The following is a 23580-nucleotide window of genomic DNA, read 5'->3' as shown; positions in this document are numbered from 1 at the left end:
AAACTTACTTAATACTAAAAGGCATGATAAATTAAGTAATAATATAGACAAGTTAGCAAAAAATGATGTGTTTAATGAAATTTCAAGCACTGATAATGATAACTTGGATAATGGCTTTTTTGCTAGTATTGCAGGGGATAAAGAATTAATACAAGTAAATAATGAGATTAAAGCATTAGAAACAGAATTAATACTTAATGATAGTAATGCAGGTAATGATTTATTGTTAAGTAGTGAAACATCACAAGACAAAGCTAACAATAAGGCATTAAATGCTAATGATGTAATAATAGACTTTTAAGGGTTTATTGTGTGCTAGTGTATGCTTAAATGTATTTATATGCTTTTATGTGCTTTTATGTGCTTATGTAATGTGTATGCTAGTATGCAATACTTAAAGATTAACACATGCAAAGGCTTACATATACTTTTATGCTCGGCTCTTAGTATGCAAACAAATCTAACTAAGCAAAACAAATAAAGCAATTAGTTACACATGCTAAGCAAAGCAATATAAAGCTATATATGCAAAGGCTTATAAAGTAATTGCAATGCAATACAAGGCATAAACATAACACACTTGCAAAACAATACAAAACTATAAATCTACACTATTTAACATAAAGCTACACACACAATAACACAAAGCAAAGCATTAAAGCAAGGTAATATAAAACAGTGTTAATATTTTGTGTATCAATTAAGCCTTTATTTTGTGTATTTTGCAACTGTTCGTTAATTTTTAAATCCCGTTCATTAATTATTTTTTCAAGTGTTGAAAATCCCTTATTTAAGGCATTTACCGCTTGTGTTGCTCGTTCATTAATTCTTACATTATTTTCTTTAATATACTTGCTTAATGTGCTTTTTGCAACTTTATATAGTCTTTAATATATAATGAAATAATGAAAAAAATCACAGACACTTTTAAAGCTTTTATTCTTTAAAAGCATTAGAATACGTAATAAGCTATAATAACACATAATATAAATCAAACAAAGGATTTAAAATGGCAAGTGTAGTATTTGAAAAACAATTAGCAAACATTAACAAAGGGTTACAAGCTTTACGCAGTATGAATAAAGAGTTAGGCAAGTTTGAAAAAGGCAGTAACTCTACTAAAATGCTAATAAAAGGTGTTATTAAAAGCCTTAAAGAAGCAGAATCTAGTGTTAAAAGTATGGCATTGGAAGCACACATGCTAAACTTTGATAAAGCACATAAAAGTCTTAATAAATTTAATATTAAGTTACAACACACTAAAAAACATTTAGATACGATATATAGTAAAATGAAAATGGTCTCATTTGTAAGTATGGCAGGAATTGGTAGCATTGCTGCAATGGGGGCTGGGATTGCTAATTTTGGTAAAAGTTATATAAATAATCAACACAAAGCAAAAGCAACTGGTATTAAAAACTTCGGAGGTAGAAGCTTACAAGCCGTGCAAAATATGAGTGAATCAATCACTGGAAATAAAGATGATTTATATAACATAATAGCACATATACAAGACAATAAAACAAGCATAAACACTAGCAAAGATTTAGCACAACTTGGAATAAATCAAAATGAATGGGTCAAAATGGATTGGCAGACACAATTACAAACATTACTAGATAAATCAAAAAATAGTATGTTTGATGATTTATATAATGATATATTCCATGAAGCTATACAGAATTTAAGCGGGGGATTAAATGTAAATCAATTAAGGGCTTTAAGTAGTGAATTACCTAATGTTAGTAAAGCTTTTAATGATGCTTTGCAAGATGTAGCAAGTAGCAAAAATATTAATGAGATTACGCAAATTGGTAAAGAGTTCCAAAAAGCACAACATCAAATGGAGGCCTTTTTTGTAGATTCTGTTAGTGGAGTCAATAAAGGCTTAACTAATGCAATTAAAGGCATTGGTGGCGGTTTCAATGATTTAAGGAATGATACTACATATCAAGGTATGTTAAAAGGGGCTGATTTATGGCTAGGTGCTAATATTGATCAAAATTCCATAAAAGAAACAATTAATAACATACCTGCTTTAATACAACAAGCAAGCGGTATATATAACACGATATCAAGTGGAATTAATAGCATAAGTGGTAGTTTAAAAGAAACTAAAAATAGTATAAATGATTTATTAGCAAAGGTTGGTATAACTGATCAAACAGATAATGCTACTAAACATAGTGAATTACAAGATAAATACAAAGCTATACAAGACAAGATAAACGCTAATGAGAGCTTTTTAAGTGAAAATCAAACAAGGCTTGGAAATGCTATTAAATATAATCCTAATAACAAAGAAGCAATAAATGAATATAACAATAATATTGACAAATACAAAAAAGAATTACAAGAAGCAGAACAAATGCGAATCGAATTTACCCATAAGCATGAATATGACGATAAAACGGGTTGGAGTGTAAAAGAAACTAAGGCTACAAGCAGTAATACTGGCTTATTGGATAATGCTTTAATGATTATGAACACAATAAGGCATTAAATGCTAATAATGCAATAATAGACTTTTAAGGGTTTATTGTGTGCTAGTGTATGCTTAAATGTATTTATATGCTTTTATGTTTGGCTCTTAGTATGCAAACAATGCTAACTAATCAAAGCAATAATATACTTGCAAAGGCTTATAAAGTAATTGCAATGCAATACAAAACATAAACATTAATACACTTACAAACAATCCAAAACTATAAATCTACACTTGCAAACAATGCTTAAGACTTGCAAAGGCTTTTAACAAACTGAGTATAATGTAATCAATATAAATAGATGCGGTTAGTTTCTTATGTTTTGCCAAAAGATTCTAAATTCTCACTCTAATGTTATTTTCTAGTCTTCAAATGTGATAAAACTTTCCTTATCCGCCAAGATATTGTCGTAATTGTCTGCCTATCCTTGGATGTTTAAGCTTTTTAATTGCACTTGATTCTATCTGTCTTACACGCTCTCGTGTAACATTTAGCGCTTTGCCGATTTCTTCTAGTGTCCTATCACTTTCATCTTCAAGTAAGCCAAAACGCATTTTAATCACCGCTTTTTCTCGCTCATTAAGCTGGTCTAATACATTATCAATTTGCTCTCTTAAATCTTCTTTTAGCATAATATCCATGGAACTCATCGTGCTTTTATCTTCTACAAAATCTCCAAATTTACCATCATCATCATTGCCTATCGGTGCTTCAAGGCTTATTGGCTCTTTTGTGATTTTGATTACATTTTTAACTTTATCTACACTTAAGCCAACTTGATTTGCAATAGATTCTACATCAAGTTCTTCGCCTTTTTCTTGTGCGTGTTTTCGCATAAGATTCTTAATCTTATTGATAGTATCAATCATGTGGATTGGAATCCTTATAGTGCGCACTTGATCGGCTATGGCACGACTAATTGCTTGTTTTATCCACCATGTCGCATAGGTTGAAAACTTGTATTGCTTACGATATTCAAACTTATCGACTGCCTTCATAAGCCCGATATTGCCCTCTTGTATCAAATCTAGGAATGGCAAACCCCGATTGGTATAACGCTTAGCGATACTTACAACAAGCCGCAGATTACTTCTACTCATCTTTGTCTTAGCGGTATCTGAAATCCTTTTGCCCCGCTTAATTTGCTCTAGAATCTCTTTTAGTTTTTCTGGCTCAAGATTAAATCCACTCTTACTTGCTTCCCTTGTGCGATAGAGTTTTTGTATCTCTACATAGGTTGCAACCATTGTATTTTCTGGGACTTGCGCTACAATCTCTTCCCTTGTCATATTAGCAATATTTTTTAAAAGCTCTTGATGATTTTGTCGCAATGTATCATTAAAAAGATTTAGTCTATACTCTAATCTTTTTAGCTCTCTATCAAATCCATCATCATTTTTCAAGCTATTTTCCATAGCTTTTGTAAGCTCATTAATAAGCTTACTTGTAGGTCCTAAGCTAAGCAACCTTTGCTTTAATATGTGTTTCTTATGGGCGAGTATAAGCGTATGTAGTAATTCATCATCACCTTTTCTTACAAGCCCTTTGCTTTCATACTCACTATCTTCTTGCAAAATCTTTAGCCAGTCGTTTTTTGCATCATTTAGGGCTTGAAAACTTTCAAGCACTTTTTCAATGCGTGCTTCATCAGCTTTCGTATTTTTTCTTGCTTTTGGTTTATTCTCTTCATCAAACTCTTCTTCAGAGCTATCAAACTCAATATCATCAGAATCATCATCGCTTTGTGGATCATCAAAGCTTTTGAAAAGCTCTTTTACTCGTCTTTCTCGATTAATCAAAGCATCTTTATAATCATAAATAAAATCGATTAAATAAGGCACAGAACATATCGCATCAATGATAATATCTTCACCTTTTTCCATGTCCTTGCTTAGATTTATCTCTTCTTCTTTGCTTAGTAATGGAATCTGCCCCATTTCTCGCAGATACATACGCACAGGACTATCGCTTCTACTCCATTCAAGCAGCTCTCTTTCTCGCTGAAAGTCAAACTCTTCACTTAAAGATTCTTCCATATTTTTTTGCTTTATAAGATCTGCTTGAATCTTATCCTGCTCGTTTAGGTTCTTTGCCATTTCAGATGAGCTAATAAGCTGCTTTTTATGGGTTTTACAAAGTGTTTTTATCTTTTGTAAGATTGCCATTGTGGGTTCTGTATCAATGGTTTGTGCGATCATCTCATAAGAAATACAATCTTCTTTTGTGCTTTTAAATAATTGCTCCAGATTCTCATTGAGTTTATTCTCATTTAATTTGCTCACTGCCATACTCACTCCTTACTAAGCGATTAGAATCAGTCATTATATCGACAGAACAAAAATAAAATATTAATAAAATGCACTTATTTTATGCCATATTGCAAAAAAAGATAGATTCTATTATTGCGCTACAATGGTTTTCACTTCATTATTCACGATATTATAGATTAAAATTCTCTTTGGTTTGCCATTATATGCCTGCAATGCGTTTTGAAAGTCTGCTACATTTTTGATAGGCATATTTTCTACTTGTGAGATAACATCACCCTTTTGGAATCCTAACTCTTGTGCCTTTGAGTTTTGCATTACATTACTCACAAGCGCTCCATTAATATCATTTGGCACACGATAGACTTGCCGCATTTGTCCTGTTAGATTATCAATGCTTAATCCATCAAAGGCACTGCCACCACTTGGTGCTACTTTACTTGGCTGATTTATCGTTGTGCTACTTTGAGGTTGCTCTGCAAGGACTAGCTTTATTTGCTTTGTTTCAAGGCTTGCTTTATCGCCCTTCATATTGTTTCTTAAAAGCGTGAGTGTAATGCTTTGATTTGGTGGTATAGACCCGATTAGATTCCGCAATTCAGCTGCACTTTTGATCGGTTTACCATTTACCGCAGTGATTAAATCCCATACAGCTAATCCCGCTTTTTGTGCGGGTGAATTTGCCTGCATGCCAACGACTAATGCCCCTTGTGCATCGCCATAAGTGCTTGCAATATCAGAATCTAAATCTTTAATGCTTACACCAAGAAAGCCACGCCTAACCTTACCGCTTTTAATGAGTTCGGTAGCTACACTTTTTACCATTTCAGAAGGGATAGCAAAGCCAATGCCATGATTCCCACCAGTGCGTGAGATAATGGCAGTATTCATACCGATAAATGCACCTCTACTATCAATCAAAGCTCCACCAGAATTTCCCGGATTAATACTCGCATCGGTTTGAATGAAGTTTTCATAATTACTAATCCCAAAGCCATTCTTATTTAACGCAGAAATGATACCTTGTGTTACACTCTCACCCACACCAAAGGGATTACCAATCGCAAATACCACATCGCCAACAGCATAGCGACTACTTTCAGCAAAAGGGAGTATCGGTAAATTATTTCTCTCGATTTTTATCACAGCTATATCACTTTGAGAATCTTCGCCAATAAGCTTTGCGGGGTATTTCTTTGTATCACCGGGTAGCGTTACATGAATCCTATCTGCACCTTTAATCACATGGCTATTTGTTACAATATAACCATTACTTGCAATGATAACACCAGAGCCAATACCGCCTTGAAGTCTATCTTGTGGCACCATATCGCCAAAAAACTGCTGAAAAAATGGATCATTAAAAGGGGAATTACCACCGCCAACCTTCCTTTCAGTCGTAATATTTACAACAGCCTTTGTAGCATTTTTAATCGCTTCGTGGTAAGAGAAGACAACATTTGCGTTGCTAGAAGGTGTAGATCGAGTGAAAGAGGGGGCAACCGCTACATCAAGCCCATGACTTAAACAAAGACTTAGTGGCATTATCGCAAGCATTTTTACCAATGTATAACGACTTGTTTTTTTCATATTTCTAAACTCCTTAAGATAATATCTTAAATAAACATGCAAAGATTCTAATATGTTTTCATAAAAATTTTTTAAACAACAAAATAAACGACATAAATATCGCATTTTCTTATACATTTTAAATGCCTTGCCAACTCTTAGAATCTTAAATACATCACGACATAAAAATATCATACGCATAATAAAGTAGTAAGATAGAAAAACAAGCAAAAAGGATAGAACAAATCTTATCGATAATATGAAAAACCCTATCGCAAATTAGATTCCTAAAAAAAGTGGCAAGTAAAATAACAGAAAAAAACGCACTACTTAAACCACAAAATAGCACAGATAGACTTATAAGCGGACTAGATTCTATAAATGGGGCAACAATGACGCTAAAAAATAAAATTGCCTTTGGATTTGATAGATTAATGATTAAGGCTTTAAGATAAGTGTCTGGTTTATCCTTTAAGGTATTAGAATTTTGGGAGACTTGCGAGTTATTATTTTGTAAATTAGAATCTGGAATATCAATATGTGTTGCACTCTTTTTAAAAAGCATAAAGGCGATATAGGCTAGATAAATTGCCCCAAGAGTGCTTAATGTAATCTGTGCTATTTTGCCATTAAAAAGATAGCCAAACCCAAAATACAACACAGCTAAATAGACAATCCACCCACTAGCAATACCGCTTAGAATCTTTACGCCTTGCATAAAGCCAAATAGCAGAGTATTACGCATGACAAGCAAGATATCTGGTCCGGGCGTAATCGCTCCAACAAACGCGAATAAAAAAAGTGTTAATAAGCTCATACATTATAACCTTAGAATCTTATGGATAACTAATATTCAGGTGGCTTTGGACACTCAAGCAAAATATCTGCTACACCTTGATTTGGGACATTATTTAAGTCAAGTAAAACTTGCGGACTTGAAGTCTTTTGTGCTTCAAAAGTGCGTGAAATGATGAGAGAACAAGCCGTTATTCTTGGTGGCATAGGCTCAACTTTATAAAAACTCCCCGCAAAATGCGTTACCTTATAAATGTTTGGTGCCATACGCGTATATTGCCTTGTCGTATTGCGTGTATGACGATAGAAAGTAATGTTGTTGTTATCGGAGCGAAAGATCGTGTAGTTGCCATGATTATACATGCCTTTTGCTACTATATTTGTGTTGTTTTGCGGATTTAATGCTTCTTGTGGAATAGCTATCATGCGTCCATAAGGCGTATTTTGCACAAACTCTGGAGTAATGGGTATAACATGAGAGGTTACAAAGACAAGCATACTAGGATCATCTTTACTCTTTTGAAACGACTGGCTATCTTCATCTAAAAAAGTATCTGCTAATACAAATGCAGACATCATCATACCAAATAATGCAATATATCGCAGCATAAAATAATATCCTTATTAAAAATCAATCATGCTTAAGCAATTAAGATTCCACAATGAACGATTGCAACATGGGTGTAGCTATGAGAATCTAATTTTGCGTAAATCTCATATAGACTTGTCCATCACAAAAATATTTAAATTTCTGCAATAATTAGAATCTCGCCACCAATATATCAGTCAAACTTAAGTGTGAAAATACGGAAAGTAAGACATAAGGCTATTTGTAATGTGTGAAGTCAAAGTTGTAATACATACTTGGTAAAAGTGAGAAATGGTAGTGCAATTATCGAATCCGTCACCATCTACAAAGCCCTACTTTAAGGAAATTTTAACAAGTTGCTTACTCTGTTATAATTCTTTTTATTATTATTCGTGCTTTATATCTAGTCTATATTATGAAAATTAGAAAGCTTGTTTTTGTATTTACAGAATACTTGTCTTGTAATACTATACTTTATATAGATATGACTTACACTATCAATATAAGCTACATACTCAATTAAAGCACTACTTAGATACAAAGGACATAACAACAAATAGTGGTGACATGTATATGTTGAATCTTGTTGATAATAATGATAGATTTATGTTACTATTGCTTATTGCTGACCTTGCCTTTTGTCTTATTTGTTTTATTTTTCGTGTTGTTATCTGTGTTTAACTCCATAATTAAAACCTTATTAATAAAATCAATCAAATAAACATTTGAAAACACTTAACCCTAGCTATAACACAAAATAACATTATACTATTATAGCCAATAGTCCTTACAACCTTGCTTAATTTGCATACTAAGAGCCTTTACATAACAACATTGTTTATGCGTGTTGTTACAAATATAAATAATGCTTATGCAAAACACAAAGCGTCTATGATATTTGGTATAAAATTATTTTTAAAGCACTAAACTTGTGAGTATTTTGATACAAATTAAAATTACATAAGCAAATAATGCCTTATACTTTGCATTCTTTACTTAATAATATTTAAAAAATTGATTATGTATTTTATGTGCCTGTTAGCACACATGACATACTTTAATAAACAAAAAAGTATAAAAATGTAACACTAAAAAATAACAATATATTCAAATATAAATTTTTTTAATGAGATAAACATAATTTTAATTATTTATGTGTAATAATTTCCGCGTATGTCAAATTTACTTTACATTAAATTAACATTCACTACACAAGGCAGTGTAGAATGTAGTGTGGAATTTTTCATTATCTTGTAGTATGTAGCATGAGATTCTTAAATAAGGGAGAACCTATGAGGCAGATGAGCATTAAGACAAAAGTTGCACTCATTGCAGTAGCGGTTATTATGTTTGGCATTATTACTTTAAGCATAATTACTATGGCTATGCAAAAAAGCAAATCTATGGAACACACAATATCATCACAAGCAAATGAATTGCGTATTGTAGATTTGATCTTGCAAGATTCTAATCAAAAGTATTCTACCGCTCTAGAGGGTCTGGCAAATTCTATTAAGTCTTTACCATCAAGCATGTTTGAAGATGAGGATGTTGCTATAAGGGCGATTGGTGCTTTCTTGCAAACACATAGACAATCAACTGGTGCACTAAATTCTTATGTAGGTTTTCCTAGTGGAGCTATTGTAGAATCTGAAGAGGGGACTGATAAGCAAGGTTTGCCATACGGAATGCGTGGGGGTAAATATACAAATAATTACAATGCCTAATTACAATGCCACGCAGCGTCCTTGGTATATCGGGGCAGTTGCGAAAAATGGTCTTTATCAAACTGAAGTATATGAAGATTCTGTAACTGGCAAACCAAATATGAGCTATGCCTATCCGGTTGTCAAAAATGGTAAGGTTGTAGCAGTCGTTGGTGTCGATATTTTATTATCTACTTTGCAGGATTACTTTACCTTTTTGCATGAGAAAAACGATAGCACCATCTTTGTGCTTGATGATAAAAATATCCCATATCTTGCGACTGATACAGAAATCATTATGAAGAAGAATGCGATATTTGATGAAGTAGCACAATGGTCTGCAAAGACAGGTGATTTTGAGGCATTTGAGATTAAAGATAAGGGCATTACAAGACTTGCACAATGTAAAACTTCGCATGATAAAACATCTTCACTATATACTTTGTGTAGTTTTGAAACACTTGATGATATAGAAGCACCTATCAAAAGGCAGGGATATGTGCAAGTGGGCATAGGGATACTTTTTGCATTACTTGCGAGTGCAGTCATTTTTGGACTTGTTAGCTTTTTCTTACGCCCTATCGATAAGATTCAAAAAGGGTTGATTAACTTTTTTGCATTTTTGAATCACGAGAGTAAAAATACACAAACCATTGATATTTCTTCCACTGATGAATTAGGTGTAATGGCCAAAGCGATCAATGAGAATATTGAGAAAACAAAGCTAGGACTAGACCAAGATTCCAAAGCCGTAGCCCAGTCAGTGGAAACAGCAAGGATTATAGAATCTGGTGATTTCACAGCGCGTATTACAGAAACACCGCATAATCCACAGCTTAATGAATTAAAAAATGTGTTAAACCACATGCTAGATGATTTAGAGAAAAAAATTGGTAGCGATGCAAATGAAATCACAAGAGTATTTGACAGCTTTACGCAGCTTGACTTTACAACAGAGGTGAAAAATGCAAGTGGTAGGGTAGAAGTCGTTACAAACACTTTGGGCGAAGAGATTCGAAAAATGTTGCATACAAGTCAAGGCTTTGCAAAAGAGTTAGAATCTAAATCAAAAGATTTAGAAGAATCGGTGCAAACACTCTCACAAAGCTCAAATCATCAAGCAAGCTCTTTACAACAAACCGCCGCCGCAGTAGAGCAAATCACTTCATCAATGCAGAATGTAAGTAGTAGAACAGGCGAAGTTATCACGCAAAGCGAAGATATTAAAAATGTAATAAGCATTATTAGAGATATAGCAGATCAGACTAATTTACTAGCACTTAACGCAGCAATAGAAGCAGCAAGAGCAGGAGAGCATGGTAGGGGCTTTGCAGTCGTTGCTGATGAAGTGAGAAAACTAGCAGAGAGAACGCAGAAATCTTTGGGCGAGATTGAAGCAAATACAAACATACTCGTTCAAAGCATAAATGACATGGCAGAATCTATCAAAGAACAAGCCCAAGGTATCAGCCAGATCAATGAAACCATAACGCAATTAGAAAGCATTACACAGCAAAATGTAAGCATTGCAAATCATTCACAAGAGATAAGCTTTGCAGTAGATTCTGTTGCTATGCAGATTCTAGAAGATGTGAATAAGAAGAAGTTTTAAGGGGTTGTAAATTTTATAGATGCAAGATTAAGCAGAAAGATAGAGGGAATAAATCTGTTGCAGAAACCTTACAAAAAAAGCTAAAGAACAAATATCCAACATTGCACCAAGAATTCCAAATATCAATCCCCCTTCCACAGATATACTTAACATAGTTGTCCGATATTACAAAGATGAAAAGATAGGTCAACTACTAAAGGATGGCTTACTTGATAATAAAATTTATGTGGCGACTTACCCCACTTCAAGCTAACAGATTCTTTAAAAAATATGGTGTACTTATACATCAGCCAAGTATGGAATTCATAATCTAGTAGTTATCATGTCTAGTGTAAGAACTTTGATAGGGATTTCATAAAAGACATCCCACCTTTTTCAGAGAATTACACAAACAAATCTTTTGATTTACCTGCGAATATGACAAAATTATGATTTAATACGCTTAGATTCGACACTCTCATCACTCTTGGTTTTATTACTACCTTCTTCTTCATTATATTCTTCCCGCATATCACCTTGATATTCATCAAGAAAATTGCAAGATTCATTATTACTCAAAGAACACCCTTTTTCAAAATACATTTTTGCCTTATCTTGATTTTGTATCACGCCTAAGCCCTCTTTATAGGCTATGCCAAGTTGCAGACAGCCAAGCCCCTCTCTGTTATCACAGATTTTTTCAAAAAGTGTATTTGCCATTTCATAACTATGTCTCACACCTAAACCATCATAATAGAGCATAGCAAGATTATAGCAGCCACTCATACTGCCCTTATTACAAGCGATTTTATAGTATTTTTTTGCTTTTCTATAATTATTTAGTCGCTGATAGCTAAAGCCTAGTTTATCGCAACCTTCTTTATGATTATTATCACATGCTTTTTTGAGATAGGGGAGTGATTGTGTGTATTCTTGCACTTGAATGTAGAGCCAACCGCTAAATTCACATTCCGTGCGGACATTGCAGGTGCGTATGTCTGGTAGATTATCATTTAAAAGCTTTTCACAAGATTCTAAATGCGAGTTCGCACAAGCTACAATGGCATTTTTTCTCTCACTCTCACTTAACTCATTTTTAGAATCTTTTGCATAGCATAGATAAAAAAGCATAAAAAATACAAATAATGCTTTTGCAAATTACAAAGTATATAAAACACTTGATACAAAATCATTTTTAAAGCGTTACAAATTAATTAATACTTTGATACAAATTAAAATTACATAAGCAAATAATGCTTTAATTTTTGCATTCTCTACTTAATGGATTTTATAAGCTTTTATTGTGTAGTTTTATATGCCTTTTAAGCACATAAAACATACTTTAATATGTAAAAAAAATTTGTATAACCTTTTGTATAACCTTTTTTAGCTTAAAACAAAAAGTTGAGACGGAATTATAAAAGAGTGAGTATTTTTTAAGTTTATTTTTTATTTGCAATATGAGAACATACACACATTAATAAAGTTTTAAAAACCCTTTATACAAGGCTTTTATGTGTTTGTGTGTTTATGTGTTTGTGTGTTTGTGTGTTTATGTGTTTATGTGTTTATGTGTTTATGTGTTTATGTGTTTATGTGTTTATGTGTTTGTGATTAAGTGTTTTTTGTGGATTGCTAGATAGATATAAAAATAGAATGTATAATCGCATAGTTTTCCTTTACCCTTACACATTTATCCTTGCGCTTGGAATTATAACACACTCTATAATTTCATAGGGTAGTTTCAATACACAAAGCATTAAAACTTCATAATCTTTTGCTATGCTACACTTTTTTAAGCGATATTTTTTAACAGGGATTTTTATGCTGACATTTTCAGAGATTCTATTAAAGCTACAAACATTTTGGGCGAATGCTACTTTTAGGGGTAATACTACACTTGTTTTTAGACCACAAGCTATAAATTTTATGTTTTTAAATTCATGGAATCTATGTAAAAAACTTCATAAACCATCAATTACCTTTAAGATTCTATAACTTAGCTTTTATATTTAAAATATGTTTTACCCTTTAACATAAATTAGAACGAATAATTTTTACTTTTTTAAGATTCCATAATTTTATAGGCATGAATATCAAATCATCATGTCGTGCTATTACTCACTTTACCCCACATGAGTTTGTATTTTCGTTTCACAAACTCCACTTCTTCTTGTGTCTTTTGTAGTTGCTGTCTTAGAATCTCTATGGTCTTTTTATCATCATCATAGATTTCTTGCATAGACACAAGCGCTTCTTTTAGAAAGCTATTTTCACTTTTAAAAGCTGCTATCGTCTCATCTTTGGAGCTTAATACCTTATCATGCAAGCCTAAAATAGTAGCAATCGTCTTCTCTACAAACACGGGGTCTAGTGCGTTGCCATTCATATCAAGTGAAACTAAGCGATTTTCCACCTTTTTTATAAGGGCTGATGTGCCTGTGCTTGCTTCGACATAGATTCTGCCATTTTCTTGCTTACTCTTAATTGTCTTATCTTTTATTAACTCTGCTACTTTCTCTTTCTCCAAACCCGATAGCCTTAAAAACTCATCTAAAAGTAGCCAAGTCTCTTGCTTTGTGTTTGCATTTGCTTTTACTATTTGCTGATATTTTTCTTGTTTAGATTCTATTTCTTCTTTAATTTCTGTTTTTACTTTAGTATCTAATTTTCCTTGAGATTCTACTTTTTCTGGCGTGTTAGAATCTAATGTTTTTGTTGCTTGCAGGGTGGCAGCTTGAGTTTGGCTATTTATGGTGGCTTTGTTATCTTTGAGTGTGCTTTGGGCTATTGTTTGTTTAGAATCTTGTATTGTTTTTTGCGGTTTTGTAGTATCACTTTCATCTAAATAGTCTTGCATACTCTCTTTAATGGTCTTTGCATGAGATAGATCTGGAGTGCTACTCTCAGTACCCATATCGCCATCAAGGATTTTTTGCGTTTCTTTCACATACGCACGAAGTGTGTCTTGCTCACTATCTTTTACGAGAGAATTGCTTGTTGTATTACCATTTTGCATACTCTCATTTTGAATGCTTTCTTGCATTTCTCGTATTGTCTTTAAGCCTTGTAATTGCAACTTCTCCTGTTCTGCCATAACTTTCCCTTTTTATAAGCTTTTAGATTTCACTTTGTATGCTTTGTGTATCTTTTTCTAGCTGACTTGCACGATCTTTTCTTTCTTTTACAAGAAGCTGTGCTAAATCTGGATATTGTGGCAGAAGAGATAGAATCTGTGCTGTAAAAAAAGCAGCATTAATCGCCCCAGCCTTGCCTACACTCATAGTAGCGACAGGGACTGCTTGTGGCATTTGCACACTTGATAAAAGCGCATCTAAACCATCAAGCACACCACCTGCAAGTGGCACTGCTATAACAGGCTTTAGCGTGTGTGCTGCAATAGCGCCTGCTAAGTGTGCTGCCATGCCCGCCGCCCCGATAAATACCGCCGCCCCGCGTTTTTCTGAAGTCAGCACAATCTCTCTTGTCCTCTCTGGTGTCCTATGAGCTGAAGATATATGCACTTCAAAAGGGATTTCAAACTTTTTTAAAATAGCAATGCACTCCTGCATAACCTTCCAATCACTTTTACTTCCCATAATAATCACAACAAATGGCATACAACACCTCACATAGAATATTCGCTTGTATTTTACTATAAAAAAGTGTGTATGTGTAATTTAATGTAAAATTTAGAATGCGTTATATAAACAAACACGCATTAAGAACTTGTTTTGTGATTTATTTTCAAAAGGTTTACTGAATGTTTAGCTACTTTTAATTAGTCTCTATGGGTTGGCAGCTACTACATGCAATATCAATATTCAACCAATAAGAAAAGATTATGCTATTTTCTTACGATAAAAGTAATGCATTGGGATATAGATAATACTCGCCCAAGAGCCCAAATACCATAACACAAAGCAAAAATGTCTGTGGATATAGCTATGCGATTTGCCAAGCACAAACCAGCTTATTGCAGGTAGGGCAAAGCATATAAGCAAGGCGATATAGAAGTTTCTGTAACTTTTATTAGATTCCACAAAACATACAAAAATACTTAAGCAAAGAAGAATAAGAAGCTTTGTGTTTGCTGTGAGATAAATTTTTATCACTTCTAATGCACTTGCATTAAACGAATCAGCATAGACAGGGTGAAAGTCCTTAGGATTACCACCTGTCATTCTGCGTAAAAAGTCATTGTGATAAATATCCATAAGTCCAGCCCATAAATCCCCACCACCGCGGATATAAGTATGGATTATAAAGGTAAGCAAAAACCCCACACAAGCAAGGATAAAAAGCCCTAAGCCATATTTGAAAGCTCTTTTTGCTGACATACTAAGAAAGGGGCTTTGAGAGCCTGTAAGCACCCCATAGATAAAGCTTACAATAAATGGACTAAGAGAAAACAGAATAATGCTTGTAAGAAACTCATAACTCATACTTGCACGCAGGGCTATGGCAAACATATAGGCTAGGCAAAATAGAGTGAGTGTGGTTTTAGAGAGTTTGTTTTGTGTTGCTACCATTCTATATAAGCTAAAAGCAATAATTGCAGGGAGAATCCAAAAAGTAAGACTAAAGTAAAGACTTCCGCCAAAGTTTGCCACCCAACCGCTTGTAAAAAGCGAGAGAAAAAAGATAATCCCAAACGCCCTGCCAAAAATTCTGCCTAGCAAAATTGAGCATACAAGTAACGCCATTGCACTCAAAAAGGCATTAAGCCAATAGAGAGCTTTAAAGCTTGTGAGATTAAGGGTTTGATATAGCCACGCATAGAAAAAGCCCTGCACGCCTATGGTTGATCTGTAATGACCAAAAGAATCTGGGACAATCCCCTCATTTAAGATTCTTAATGTCCCATTGCCATAAGTATCCTCTATGCCCTTAGCACCAACAAAGCTTAGCCCATATCCCTCCAAATCATAGCCATATTGCAGGGCTAAAATTGTCGCTGGGATATGGCTCTCCACATCGGCAAATCTATTTGCTTTTGTGTAGAAAATACTACTTGTAACAAGTAGGACAAAAACGCCCCCAAGTAGCATATATGCCCTATTTCGTGCGATAGAATCCACACTCTGCAGAAATCGTGTAAAAAGATTGTGTAACATTGTTTGCTCCTTTGTATTTTGCTTATTAGCTGATTTTCTCGTTATTTTCTTCTTCTAGGATTCTAGGAATTGCGGTGTTGCTAGTGGGGCTTTTAGCAAATTTTGGGGTGGAGCTAGACATAAGGTCTGCGGTTACCCCAAAATTTGCTAAATCGCCGCTATGATTACCCAAAGCCGAATCCTATGCCCTATGCTTTGCCTCCTTCTTGATAATCATAGTCCGTGTTAATATGCCACAAATCACACTCCCTGCCCAAAATCTTATCCGCACACATAAGCCCCATAAGAATGCTATGGTCTTGATTGTTATACTTAAAGCTGCCATTTCGCCCGATGAAATACAAGTCTTTAAAGCTATCTAGGGCTTTGTAGATTTTATGGAGATTGTCTTTGTAGCCCCGCTCATACACGGGGTAGCTTTTGTGGATTTTTAGCACGCTGGTGTTTTTGATAAGGCTAGAGTCTGCTACAAGCTTAGATTCTAGTAAATCCCTTTTTGCTATCTCACTTAGGGCATTATCATCTAGATTCCACAAGGCTTCATCATCATTTGCCCAATACTCAAGGCATAAAATCGCAGAATCTTTTCCGCATTGCAAATCCTTGGTCCAATTAGCAAAGTTGGTGATTCTGCCGGTGGAAGTGTCCTTGCTATGCACATAAATCCAATTATCTTTGAATAGCGTTGGCTTTTGCGCGCTTTTGGCGGATTCTGCGGCGGGGGCTTGCTCATTACCGCTTAGGTAAATCCCTTCGCCCCCGCCTTGAAAGCCACCAAAATCATCGCAAAATCCTTCCGCCTGCGACTTGTTTAAACTTTGAGCGTTTTGGGCACAAAAGCTAGAATCCAAATTTCTGTCATTGCGAGACACTGCGGAAGCAGTGGCGTGGCAATCCACACTAGAATCCCCTACTTCTACATAAACCAAAATCGTGTTTCTAAATTTCAACCCCCCTGCCATTTCTTTCACACTAGAATCTAGCTCTTCTAACGACAGCACCATATCCCTAAAAGGTGCGGTTGAAATCACAATATCCCCGCTAAACTCGCCCTTGTTTGTGTGAATACCCACCGCCTTTTTGCCCTGCGTTTTAATGCCTAGCACCTCCACACCACAATGCACCACGCCGCCGCGTTTGATAATCTCTTGCTTCATATTTTCATATACCACGCCACAGCCCTTTTTGGGGTAGCTAAACTCATCAACTAAAGTCTTATGCTTTTTGCCCCCACCGCCAAAGAATGCGGACTTTATCGCTTCATAGAGATTAAGCCCTTTAATGCGTTGTGCGGCGAAATCCGCATCTAGCTCACTGCATTTAATCCCCCAGAGCTTTTCTGTGTAGCTTTTAAAAAATATGCTATACAAGCGATAGCCAAAGGCATTTGCCACCCACGATTCAAAGCTATCCCCTTTAAAAGGGCTGATTTTTGCTTTAATATAACTAAAAACACAAAGGGCAGATTCTAAAAATCCTAGTTTAAAAAGTGCGTCAAAGCCACGCAAAGGATAGTAAAAAAACTTGCGGTTATAAAAGATTCTAGTAAGTCGTGAGACTTTCTCATACTCGCCATTTGTGTGGATATGCCAAAAGTCATTTAAGCGTTTATCCTTGCTAAAAAATCTATGCGGTCCAATATCTACAATCTGTGAAAATAGCTCTATGCTTTTACTCATTCCACCAACTTGTGAATCTAACTCAAAAATCTCTACGCTATATCCATTTTCACTTAGCACTCTAGCCGCGCTAAGCCCAGCCGGTCCTGCACCGATGATTAAGACTTTTTTATTTTGTCTCACTTATTATCCTTTCTTGTAAATTTAATAAAACTAAAATATTTATGCCCCAAATAGTTGCAGATAAAGCCCACACCCACACCGCTAATGTGGGCTACAAACTCTAAATGCTTTTGATGAAGTAGGAAGCTTTTGTGTGGGGCTAAAAAGGGGCTAGATTGTATAAAATCCTGCAAAGTTGTATAAAAACTCTGTAAAAGCCAAAGTGTCCCAACACTCACAAATAAGGCAATAAGTAGCCCAAAAAGAGCCACAATACTAAAGCGGATAAAGGCTAGTCTTAAGCTTATATTGCGAGAAAAGATATACCTTGCGGACAAGGCGAAATTCACAAAATGCCCTAAGATATAGGCGATAATCACGCTGCTCGAAAAGCTTATATAAAAGCTTAGAAAATGCCTTGAGATGAGATTGACAAATAGGGCTAGAAAAGCAACACAAACATACTTTATTAACTGCATTAACTTCCCTTATTTAATAGCGTGGGTTGCTATGCCAGTTGAGTGCTGAAGATAGGATTGTCTCAATATCTGCAAAATGTGCCTTCCAGCCTAGAATCTGCTTTGCCTTAGTGCTATCGCCAATAAGCGCAGCAGGGTCGCCCTCTCGTCTAGATTCTATGGTGTAGGGGATTTGTTTGCCACAAAGCCTAGAAGCACACTCTAGCAGCTCAAAGATAGAAAATCCCAAGCCATTGCCAAGATTAAAGGCTTCGCTTTTTCCACCATTTAAGAGATACTTTAGGGCTAAAATATGTGCGTTTGCTAAGTCATCTATATGGATATAATCCCTTATACAAGAGCCATCTTTTGTAGGATAGTCATCGCCATAAATGCTAAGAACTTCTCTCTGCCCCAAAGCAGTCTGTAAAAGAAGTGGGATTAAATGCGTCTCTGGGCTATGAGATTCACCAATATCAAAAAGCATACTCGCCCCAGCGGCGTTAAAATAACGCAAGATGACATACTCTAGCCCATAAGCGTGGCTAAAGTCTTTTAGCATATTTTCTACCACAAGCTTTGAGTAGCCATAGGGATTTATGGGATTTTGCGGATGGGATTCTGTGATGGGTAGGTGCAGGGGATTACCATAAGTGGCACAAGTGGAGCTAAAGATAATGTTTTTGACATTTGCCTTACGCATAGATTCTAGGAGGTTTAGCGAGTTGGCGACATTGTTGTAATAATACTTGCTAGGGTCTTTGACACTCTCACCCACATAGGCAAAGGCAGCAAAGTGCATAACTGCTTGTATTTGATATGTGCTAAAGATAGAATCTAGAGTGGCTTTATCGCTTAAATCGGCGTGGATAAAAGTGGTATTTTTGTGGGCGGTGTGAAGTTGGCGGGATAAATCATTATTTGAGTTTAAGTTAGATTTAAGATTGTTATAGAGAATAGAATCCTGTGTATTTACCCCCCCCCCCCCCGTTAAAATTTTGCTCTAATTGTGTAAGAAAATTGAGCGTAGAATCTTGTATCTTAGAATTTATAGAATCTAGAATCCATATATTCAATATTATATGTTGATTGTAACCCTAGATTCTATAAATCATTAAAAACAAAGGAGATAACATGGATACAATCACACTAAATTGGCATATTACAGAGCAGTGCAACTATAAATGTCATTATTGCTTTGCAAAATATACAAAATGCAACATGCAGGAAATACATAGGAATAAAGAAAACATAACAACGCTGCTTACAAAGCTCTACAACTCGATAGGCGCGATATACGATACAGATTTCTTGCGGCTAAATATTGCTGGTGGCGAACCGCTATTATCAAAAAATCTAGGCTTTATCGTAGAATCAGCATATAAACTAGGCTTTAAAATATCAATTATCACAAATGCTTCACTGCTTACAAAAGAGTTTATAGAAAGTTATATAGCACTTTTTACAATGTTTGGCATAAGCGTTGATTCTATAAATACAGAAACAAATAAACACATAGGACGATGCAGTAAAACACACAACAATAATACCGCTTATCTTAAAGATACAATAAATTTTTTAAAGGCAAAAAACAAAGATATGCAAATAAAGATTAATACAGTAGTCAATCGCTACAACTATAAAGAAAATATGAGTGAATTTATAGAATCTATAAAGCCAGATAAATGGAAAATTTTTCAAGCATTAAGCATTAATGCAGATAAAAACTATTGCAATAAAACACAATATAAGTATTTTTTAAGAACGCATAAACATTTAAAGAGCTGTATAACAGATGAAGATAAAGATCTAATGACAAATTCATATATTATGATAGACCCTTATGGGAGATTCTATCAAAACACAAAGGGTAATAATAGGGGCTATACATATAGCCCTATTTTACTAGACTTAGCTGATAAGGATATAGCAAATTACCTAAAAGTTGATATGATAAAATATAAAAAAGATGTAATCTAGTGTAATATGTAAGAAAATTATTAGAATCTAGCACAATAAGATCTATTTAGATTCTAATGGTTGGTTTTATTAAAATGGAGTTTTATTAAACCTATTACTCACTTATTTTATTTGCATTATCAAATGAGATTCTAAATTTCTAATCTCAGCATATTTAAAAACACAGAGAATCTAAAAGAAAAACTCTCACAAGAAAGTAAGAATAATTTTGATAGATTATTTAAAGAACTTATTGATTTTAAAAAGGAGATAGATGAGTAATAATGGGTTAGGATATATACCAAGCACAATGGCATTGCAAAGGATAAGTAAAAAAGACTCGATTTTTAACCTTAATGAGCGGATGTAAGTGAATAAAATCCACCATCTTTTGCATCCTGTGAGACTACGCCCATCTAAATAAGATAAATTCTATAATCTTGTCATATTGAGAGTGTAAATAAGAAACATCTTTTTTAAATTCTATGTTAAATATTCTGCTACGCTCAATATGACAATTTGTTGTAGATTAGAAAAATAAGATTCTAATTATTAACTTATAAGCTAAAAGCAAATAGCCTACATATAGAATCTTAGTGCTTTTGTTAATAGCTTTAATTAAGCATTGATGTCTTCTCTTTGCTTTGCAAGGGCGCCCCTTTTTGGTCCGCTTTTGCCATGGCAGTGTTTATATTTTTTACCACTACCACAAGGGCATATTTCATTTCTTGCTGGTTTTTTATCTCTTATCTCTTCTTCTAATCCGCTATGATTTAGCACAAGATTCTCATTTTCATGCTCTAGGTTTGATAGAATCTTTTCTTCTTCTTGCTGCACATCTTGCGTGTTAAATTGAATGATTTGCAATGTGCGATAAGCTTCAATTTTGATATTTTCCACAAGCTCTAAAAAGAGATTATAACTCTCTTTTTTATACTCTACAAGCGGGTCTTTTTGATTATATCCACGAAGGCTAATGCCTGTTTTTAAATGATCTATTGAGTATAAATGCTCTCTCCAAGCATTATCTACCACTTGTAAATAAATGATTCTTTCAAGCTCATTACGCATTTCTGGTGTTGTATTTGCAAACTTTTTGTCATATTCATTTTGCAAGGCGGATATAAGAATCTCTTGTATTTCATGATAGCTTTTTGCTTCTAAAGATTCACTCAATTCAAGCAAATATTCCTCTTTCAATACGGCTAAAAGTCCCGCAATATCATAGTTTTCTGGCACATCATGCGCTAATATTTGACTTCGCTCTAAAAGATTATGTACGCTTGTTTCGCGGTTTTCTTTTATTCGTTCTGCCATATTAAAATCTTTTTGTAATAGCTCATTTCTGAATCTATATATGACTTTTCGCTGTTCATTACTCACATCATCATATTCAAGTAGGTGTTTTCTTGATTCAAAATGAAGAGATTCTACCTTTTTTTGTGCTTTTTCAATAGATTTTGTAATCATGCTAGATTCTATACTCTCACCATCTTTCATACCAAGCTTACCCATAACGCCTTTCAACTTATCGCTTCCAAAGATTCTAAGCAGGGAATCTTCAAGGCTTAGATAAAATTGACTAACGCCCGGATCGCCCTGTCTGCCTGCACGACCCCTTAGCTGATTATCAATTCTTCTGCTTTCATGTCGCTCTGTGCCGATGATATAAAGTCCGCCTAGCTCTCGTATCTCATCATCGATTTTAATATCCACGCCTCTACCTGCCATGTTTGTAGCAATGGTTACTGCACCTTTTAGCCCTGCATTTTTAATGATTTCTGCTTCTTTTTCGTGTTGTTTTGCGTTTAATACATTATGCGGGATTCTAGCTTTTTTTAGCCATTCATGCAAAACTTCGCTTTTTTCAATACTCGCTGTGCCAACAAGCACTGGCTGCCCTTTTTTATATAGCTCTGTGATTTTATCTAGCACGGCTTGGAATTTTTCCTGCTCACTTTTATAGATTAAATCATTTAAATCTTTTCGCTGTATCGGTAAGTTAGTCGGTATTGATACAACTTCAAGTTTATATATCTCTAAAAATTCTGTGGCTTCAGTCTGGGCTGTCCCTGTCATGCCGCCTAATTTATCATAGAGTCTAAAGTAGTTTTGGAATGTAATATCTGCTAGTGTTTGACTCTCTTCCTTAATAGCTACGCCCTCTTTTGCTTCTAGGGCTTGATGCAGTCCTTCGCTAAATCTTCTGCCTTCACTTAGTCTGCCTGTAAATTCATCTACAATCACAACTTCGCCATTTTGGACTACATAATCTTTATCTTTTACAAATAAATAGTTTGCTTTTAGGGCTTGGTCTAGGTGGTGTGATAAAGAGGCATTTTCAACAGCATAGAGATTTTCTACATTAAAAAGAGATTCTGCTTTTTTGATTCCATCTTCTGTGGTTAGAATCACGCGATTTTTTTCATCAACGCTAAAGTCAGTAACTTTCTGCATTTTCTTTGCAACAGAATCTGCTAATTGATAATTCTCCATTTTACGATTAATAGGACCAGAGATTATAAGTGGCGTTCTAGCTTCATCAATAAGGATAGAATCTACTTCATCAACGATAGCAAAAAAGTGGCGTTTTTGCACTTTTTGGTCTAAATTATACTTCATATTATCCCGCAAATAATCAAATCCATATTCATTATTTGTGCCATAGACTATATCGCTTGAATAGATTTTTAAACGCTCTTCATCACTTTGTATCGCATTTGTAATAACGCCCACACTAAAGCCAAAAAAGTTATAAAGTGGCTGCATAGTCGCTGCATCTCTATTTGCTAGATAGTCATTCACGGTTACAACATGCACGCTTTTACCAGACAAGGCATTTAAGATAACAGGAAGAGTTGCTACAAGTGTTTTCCCTTCCCCTGTTTTCATCTCTGCAATCTTTCCTTCATGCAAAGCCATACCGCCGATAAGCTGCACATCAAAATGCCGCATATTAAGGATTCTCTTACTTGCTTCCCTTGTGAGAGAAAAGACTTCTTCAAGTTTAGAATCTAAAAGCGAATTTACTACTTGAATAGAAAAATCACTATTATCTAAGCTACCAAGCTTATGTGTAACCTCATCTTTTATCGCTTGAAATCTCTGCTGCAAAGCTTCATCGCTTAAAGATTCCAACTCTGCTTCTAATGCGTTTATCTTACGCACACGATTTTTGTAGCCTTTTAGAATCTTATCATTACGAGTGCCAAAAATTTTCCCAAATAAAGTTTTCATATATGTCCTTTTTATTAGAAATTCA

Annotated in this window: 19 protein-coding genes and 1 pseudogene; 6 read left to right on the top strand and 14 right to left on the bottom strand. The window is 34.6% G+C overall.

The features are described from left to right. Positions 1-301, top strand: a pseudogene (locus tag T368_RS15895) (hypothetical protein); the annotation flags it as partial. Between the two features lie 708 nt (positions 302-1009). Beyond that, positions 1010-2503, top strand: a complete 1494-nt coding sequence (locus tag T368_RS0105665) for a hypothetical protein (RefSeq protein ID WP_004087943.1) — start codon at positions 1010-1012, stop codon at positions 2501-2503. Positions 2504-2875: 372 nt separating this feature from the next. Here the strand turns inward: T368_RS0105665 and rpoD are convergent, their stop codons facing one another. From rpoD to T368_RS0105640, 4 genes are all read right to left on the bottom strand, one after another. Continuing rightward, positions 2876-4774, bottom strand: a complete 1899-nt coding sequence (gene rpoD / locus T368_RS0105655) for an RNA polymerase sigma factor RpoD (RefSeq protein WP_027338354.1) — start codon at positions 4772-4774, stop codon at positions 2876-2878. A 111-nt stretch (positions 4775-4885) separates the two neighbouring features. After that, entirely contained in the window at positions 4886-6319 is a 1434-nt protein-coding gene (locus tag T368_RS0105650; protein WP_194146746.1) for a Do family serine endopeptidase, read from the bottom strand. A 178-nt stretch (positions 6320-6497) separates the two neighbouring features. Beyond that, positions 6498-7139: a LysE family translocator gene (locus T368_RS0105645; protein ID WP_004087950.1), complete on the bottom strand. Its 642-nt coding sequence runs from the start codon at positions 7137-7139 to the stop codon at positions 6498-6500. A 29-nt stretch (positions 7140-7168) separates the two neighbouring features. Beyond that, positions 7169-7726 (bottom strand): hypothetical protein, encoded by a 558-nt coding sequence (locus T368_RS0105640; protein ID WP_004087952.1) that lies wholly within the window; start codon positions 7724-7726, stop codon positions 7169-7171. A 1272-nt stretch (positions 7727-8998) separates the two neighbouring features. On the opposite strand from T368_RS0105640, the gene T368_RS14520 reads away from it, so the two are divergent. Further along, positions 8999-9433, top strand: a complete 435-nt coding sequence (locus tag T368_RS14520; protein ID WP_004087955.1) for a hypothetical protein — start codon at positions 8999-9001, stop codon at positions 9431-9433. After that, positions 9426-11024, top strand: coding sequence for a methyl-accepting chemotaxis protein (locus T368_RS17120; protein WP_138160952.1), 1599 nt, complete (start codon positions 9426-9428; stop codon positions 11022-11024). The genes T368_RS14520 and T368_RS17120 overlap by 8 nt, the downstream gene beginning before the upstream one ends. Before the next feature lie 426 nt (positions 11025-11450). Here the strand turns inward: T368_RS17120 and T368_RS14515 are convergent, their stop codons facing one another. After that, entirely contained in the window at positions 11451-12134 is a 684-nt protein-coding gene (locus tag T368_RS14515; protein ID WP_004087961.1) for a tetratricopeptide repeat protein, read from the bottom strand. Between the two features lie 693 nt (positions 12135-12827). Here T368_RS14515 and T368_RS15425 point away from each other — a divergent pair. Next, complete coding sequence (locus T368_RS15425) at positions 12828-13001, top strand: hypothetical protein (protein WP_004087962.1); 174 nt, start codon at positions 12828-12830, stop codon at positions 12999-13001. Positions 13002-13107: 106 nt separating this feature from the next. Here T368_RS15425 and T368_RS0105615 read toward each other — a convergent pair whose 3' ends face one another. From T368_RS0105615 to T368_RS17115, 8 genes are all read right to left on the bottom strand, one after another. Then, complete coding sequence (locus T368_RS0105615; RefSeq protein ID WP_027338353.1) at positions 13108-13605, bottom strand: DUF3972 domain-containing protein; 498 nt, start codon at positions 13603-13605, stop codon at positions 13108-13110. Between the two features lie 517 nt (positions 13606-14122). Then, positions 14123-14623, bottom strand: a complete 501-nt coding sequence (gene purE, locus T368_RS0105610; protein ID WP_004087966.1) for a 5-(carboxyamino)imidazole ribonucleotide mutase — start codon at positions 14621-14623, stop codon at positions 14123-14125. Between the two features lie 222 nt (positions 14624-14845). Next, on the bottom strand, positions 14846-16120 hold the full coding sequence (locus tag T368_RS0105605; RefSeq protein ID WP_004087968.1) for a hypothetical protein: 1275 nt from the start codon (positions 16118-16120) through the stop codon (positions 14846-14848). 25 nt (positions 16121-16145) lie between these two features. Beyond that, positions 16146-16292: a hypothetical protein gene (locus T368_RS15420; RefSeq protein ID WP_155116656.1), complete on the bottom strand. Its 147-nt coding sequence runs from the start codon at positions 16290-16292 to the stop codon at positions 16146-16148. A gap of 16 nt (positions 16293-16308) precedes the next feature. After that, entirely contained in the window at positions 16309-17922 is a 1614-nt protein-coding gene (locus tag T368_RS16325; RefSeq protein WP_004087970.1) for an FAD-dependent oxidoreductase, read from the bottom strand. Further along, positions 17919-18380 (bottom strand): GtrA family protein, encoded by a 462-nt coding sequence (locus T368_RS0105590; RefSeq protein ID WP_004087972.1) that lies wholly within the window; start codon positions 18378-18380, stop codon positions 17919-17921. Before T368_RS0105590 ends, T368_RS16325 begins: the two co-directional genes overlap by 4 nt. A 13-nt stretch (positions 18381-18393) precedes the next feature. Continuing rightward, positions 18394-19317 (bottom strand): UDP-glucose 4-epimerase GalE, encoded by a 924-nt coding sequence (gene galE / locus T368_RS13370; RefSeq protein ID WP_238701906.1) that lies wholly within the window; start codon positions 19315-19317, stop codon positions 18394-18396. Next, positions 19307-19435, bottom strand: a complete 129-nt coding sequence (locus T368_RS17115) for a hypothetical protein (RefSeq protein ID WP_275051007.1) — start codon at positions 19433-19435, stop codon at positions 19307-19309. The genes galE and T368_RS17115 overlap by 11 nt, the downstream gene beginning before the upstream one ends. A gap of 58 nt (positions 19436-19493) precedes the next feature. Here T368_RS17115 and T368_RS0105575 point away from each other — a divergent pair, with 58 nt between their 5' ends. After that, positions 19494-20339 (top strand): viperin family antiviral radical SAM protein, encoded by an 846-nt coding sequence (locus tag T368_RS0105575; RefSeq protein ID WP_004087976.1) that lies wholly within the window; start codon positions 19494-19496, stop codon positions 20337-20339. A gap of 597 nt (positions 20340-20936) precedes the next feature. Here the strand turns inward: T368_RS0105575 and secA are convergent. Continuing rightward, positions 20937-23555, bottom strand: coding sequence for a preprotein translocase subunit SecA (secA, locus tag T368_RS0105565; protein ID WP_004087980.1), 2619 nt, complete (start codon positions 23553-23555; stop codon positions 20937-20939). Positions 23556-23580 lie beyond the last annotated feature (25 nt).

This window comes from Helicobacter bilis ATCC 51630 (assembly GCF_000686565.1).
GTDB lineage: Bacteria > Campylobacterota > Campylobacteria > Campylobacterales > Helicobacteraceae > Helicobacter_A > Helicobacter_A bilis.
Note: the sequence above shows the minus strand (reverse complement) of the source record. Positions and strands in the feature narration are given on the sequence as shown.